Consider the following 4,030-nt stretch of genomic DNA (forward strand, 5'->3'; position numbering starts at 1 on the left):
ACACCGGCTCCGCCGATGTACAGCTCGCCGGCAACGCCGCGCGGTACCGGTTGACGATGCGCATCCAGCACGTAGATGCGTGTGTTGGCGATCGGGCGGCCAATGGGCAAGTTGGTACAGCTGCGATAGGACGCATCGATGGCGCAAGTCAATGCAAAGGTCGTCGTTTCCGTAGGACCATAGCAATGGATGAGATGCTGAGGTCCTCCATGCTCCAGCAACTGCCAGAACGACTCTGGATCGTTGCGCTCGCCGCCGCAAAGAAGATACTTCAAGCGCGCCAAAGCAGGCGCAATCGTGCGTACGTGCTGGTTGAACAGTGCCGTGGTCAAAAATAGGGTCGTAACGGCGTGATGCGTCAAAGCCTGTGCAAAACGGGCAGGATCCAGCGTCGAATCGCGATCGATAATGACGATGGCGCCGCCGTTGAGAAGGGGTCCCCATACTTCCATGGTGCTGGCATCGAACGCCGGATTGGATGCAAAGGCAACCCTGGATTGCGTATCGAACACCACATATCCGTTGTTGATGACCAAGCGTGCAACCCCTCGATGCAGCACGCGCACGCCTTTGGGATGTCCCGTGGAACCGGAGGTGTACATCACATAGGCGACATCCTCGTCGCCACTCGCCAGCACGGGATTGCTTGCGTAGGCGGCGGCATCAATCTCATTGTCGTATACGACAATGACAGGCAGGTCGACAGCAGCGGTCAGCGCACGCATCTCGTCGACCAGCACGTGAGTTGCTCCGCAGTCGGAAGCTATCCAGTTCGCTCGGGAAGCGGGGGCCTGCGTGTCAACGGGCACATAGATGGCGCCAGCCTTGAGTATCGCCAATTGCGCCACGACCAAGGCGTTGCCGCGTTCGATCAACGTCACCACGTGTTGCCCAGGGCGTACTCCCTCGGCAACCAGCTGAAGAGCGAGGTGATTGGCCCGCGCATTCAGTTGCGCATAGCTGATCGATCGATGTTCGAACACCACGGCCGTTGCTTCAGGTGTGCGCAGCGCCTGCTGTTCGAACAGCTCATGGATACACTGGTCCTGAGGATACGCTGCGTCGGTCTGATTCCACTTCGTCAACAGAAGCTGCTTTTCTTCCAGCGGAAGCACATCGAGCTGACGCACCGGCACGTGGGGAGTGTGCTCCAAGGCATCGGCTAATTGCTCCAGTGCGCGTTGCATGAATCGACATACTCGCAACGGCGAGACCGGTTGCACGACTTGGACGGTCAGGCCCAGTCCATCGCCAAGATCCTCTACCGACAAAGTAAGAGGATAGTTGCTGCGTTCCTCACCGCTTAGCCGTTCCGGTCCTTCGACGACAGGAGTGTCCAGCGCAGCAGCCGAGACATGGTGTCGATAATTGAGCAAAGCGCTGAAGGGCGACCCCAACCCGGCAAGTCCGCTGCAACGCTGGGCCAAAGCAAGCGAAGCGTGCTCGTGACGTAACAGCTCCGCCAACCTGTCGTGCGTTTTGCGCGCACTGGTTTCGACATCCGTATCGTCCAGATCGAGCCGTATCGGCAACGTGTTGATAAACAAACCCATCGCCTGATCGGCGCCTTCGCCGCCATGCATGCGTCCGAAAAGAACGGTGCCGAATACAACGGACTCACGCCCGCTCGTTTTCGCAACGACTTGCCCCCAGGCGAGATGGCACAAGCTGGCAAGGTTAACGCCAAGGCGGCGCGCTTGTGCGCGCAATCGCTGATTCAGCGATTTCGGCAGCATCTGATGGGCCTGTCCGACGCGTGCACCATCACGATGTACGTCGACCAGGCCGAAAGGCGTGGTGGGCTCATCGATATCGCCAAGCATGCCGCGGAAGAAATGCTCGTGCTCAGCGGCAGACAGGCCCAGGCGTGCGTGGGCGATCAGGTTGCGAAAGGGTTGCGGTACCGGCAACGCGTGATCTTGCCCCGACAAGAAAGCACGTACTTCGGCATGCAAGATCTCCAGGGTGGAGTGATCGCCTATCAGATGATGTTGAAGTTCCAACAACAGCCAGCGTCCATGCTCCGTATCCTGCGCCACCACGAACTGGAGCAAGGGTGCTCGCGAAAGGTCGAGGCGATGCTGCCTTGGATCGAAGCGGCGAGCCAGCTGCTCCTGGATCGGCCCATCCTGCAGATCGAACTTCAAGGTGGTGACCGGGAGTACCACTTTTCGCAAGACAATCTGTGCGGGTGTCGACAAACCGTCCCAGACAAAGGCCGTGCGCAAAATGTCGTGGCGATCGACAACTCGTTGAATCGCGCCGAGATAGCGATCGATCAAGTCCCTATCAGCGAAAGCCATCTGACTGATCAGAAGATAAGGATCGCCTTCGGTCGCCAGCAGATGATGAAACAGAATGCCTTCCTGCAACGGCGAAAGTGCATAGATATCCTGGATATTGGCGACGCCACCCGGCACCTGCGCAACGACGCGATCGATATCGGCCTGAGTCAGGTCGATCAGCGGAAGCATGTCCGGAGTAATGGCCGTGCTTTGCGAGGTTATGGCATTGGCAGGCACTGCTATCTCGCGATAGCTTCCAAGCGTGGCGGCCAGATCGCGCAGTACAGGGGTACTGAAAAGCGCGCGGATCTCGACGCCCAGCCCTTGTCGGCGCAAGCGGGCCATCAATTGCACGGCCAACAGCGAATGACCGCCAAGCTCGAAGAAATGGTCATTTCGCCCCACACTTTCCACACCGAGCAGCTCTTCCCACAGGGCGGCCAAAGCTCGTTCGGTCTCGCCCTGCGGTGCTTGGTAGGTGCTACGTGCGTATGCATCGCTGTCCGGCGCCGGCAGCGCCTTGCGATCGAGTTTGCCGTTGGGAGTCAACGGCAGGCTTTCCAACGGTACGAAGGCCGCCGGCACCATGTAGTTGGGAAGCTGCGTGCTCAGATGCGCGCGAAGCGTCGAAACGAACTCGTTCTGACCACGTCCACTCTCAGTCATGGTGACATAGGCCACCAGGCGCTTGTCGCCGGGAATGTCTTCGCGAGGAATGACCACGGCTTCACGCACCAGCGGATGTTCTGCCAAGCGGACTTCGATCTCGCCCGGCTCGATGCGGAAGCCTCGGATCTTCACCTGGTGATCATTGCGGCCCAGGAATTCCAGGTTGCCATCAGGTAAATAACGAGCCAGGTCGCCGGAGCGATACATCCGCGCGTCCGCCTGCAGACTGAACGGATCGGGAAGAAAGCGTTCAGCCGTGAGCTCTTGACGATTCAAGTACCCGCGCGCGACACCGGCACCACCGATGTAGATTTCTCCGGCTGCACCAAGCGGCGCCAGCTGGCGATTGGCGTCCAGCAGATAGATGCGCGTATTGGCGATCGGGCGGCCGATCGAACCCCACGGACCTTCAGGACGAATCTTTTGCAGTGTGGCGTTGACCGTCGTTTCCGTTGGCCCGTAGGAATTCATCAGCTCCGGCCGATAGCCTTCCTGGCTACACCAGGCTTTTAATGTTGCCGCGCTGGCTTCTTCTCCGCCAATGACCATTAATCGCAGCGTATTGGGCAGTGCTTTGCGACCTTCGGTATTGACCAACTGACTCCAGAAAGACGTTGGCAGGCTGGTTACCGTTATCTGGTGCAATGCGCAATTGTCGATAAAGTCATCGACCGATGTAAGCCACGCCTGAGTCCTCAGTACGAGAGAGGCGCCAGTCAGCAGTGCGCCAAAAATTTCTTCGATGGATGCGTCAAAAGACACTGATGCAAATTGCAGGATGCGGTCGTGCTTTTCGTAGCCATAGCTGGCTTGCAGGGCCGAAATTTGATGACACACCGCGGCGTGTTCGATCATCACGCCCTTGGGCTTTCCGGTGGAGCCGGAGGTATAGATGACATAGGCCAGATGGCGGGAATGCAACCCGAGCACTGCCGCATCGGGATTGCTCGGTGACTGAGTGGACCACGGCAGTGGTGATGTATCCAGATGCAGTGCAGGCACGCAAGCCAGTGCCGTATCGCCCAAGGCTCGGCGTCCCACGGCATCGCTGAGCAATAGTTCAGGCTGCGCATCGT

General features: G+C 58.7%; 1 protein-coding gene. It reads right to left on the reverse strand.

Annotation, left to right across the window (positions count from 1 at the left end):
* A partial coding sequence (locus tag ISS99_RS00095) for a non-ribosomal peptide synthetase (RefSeq protein WP_204629528.1) occupies positions 1–4,030 on the reverse strand: 4,030 nt, incomplete at both ends.

The organism is Dyella mobilis (assembly GCF_016904945.1).
In the GTDB taxonomy this organism is placed as follows: domain Bacteria; phylum Pseudomonadota; class Gammaproteobacteria; order Xanthomonadales; family Rhodanobacteraceae; genus Dyella_B; species Dyella_B mobilis.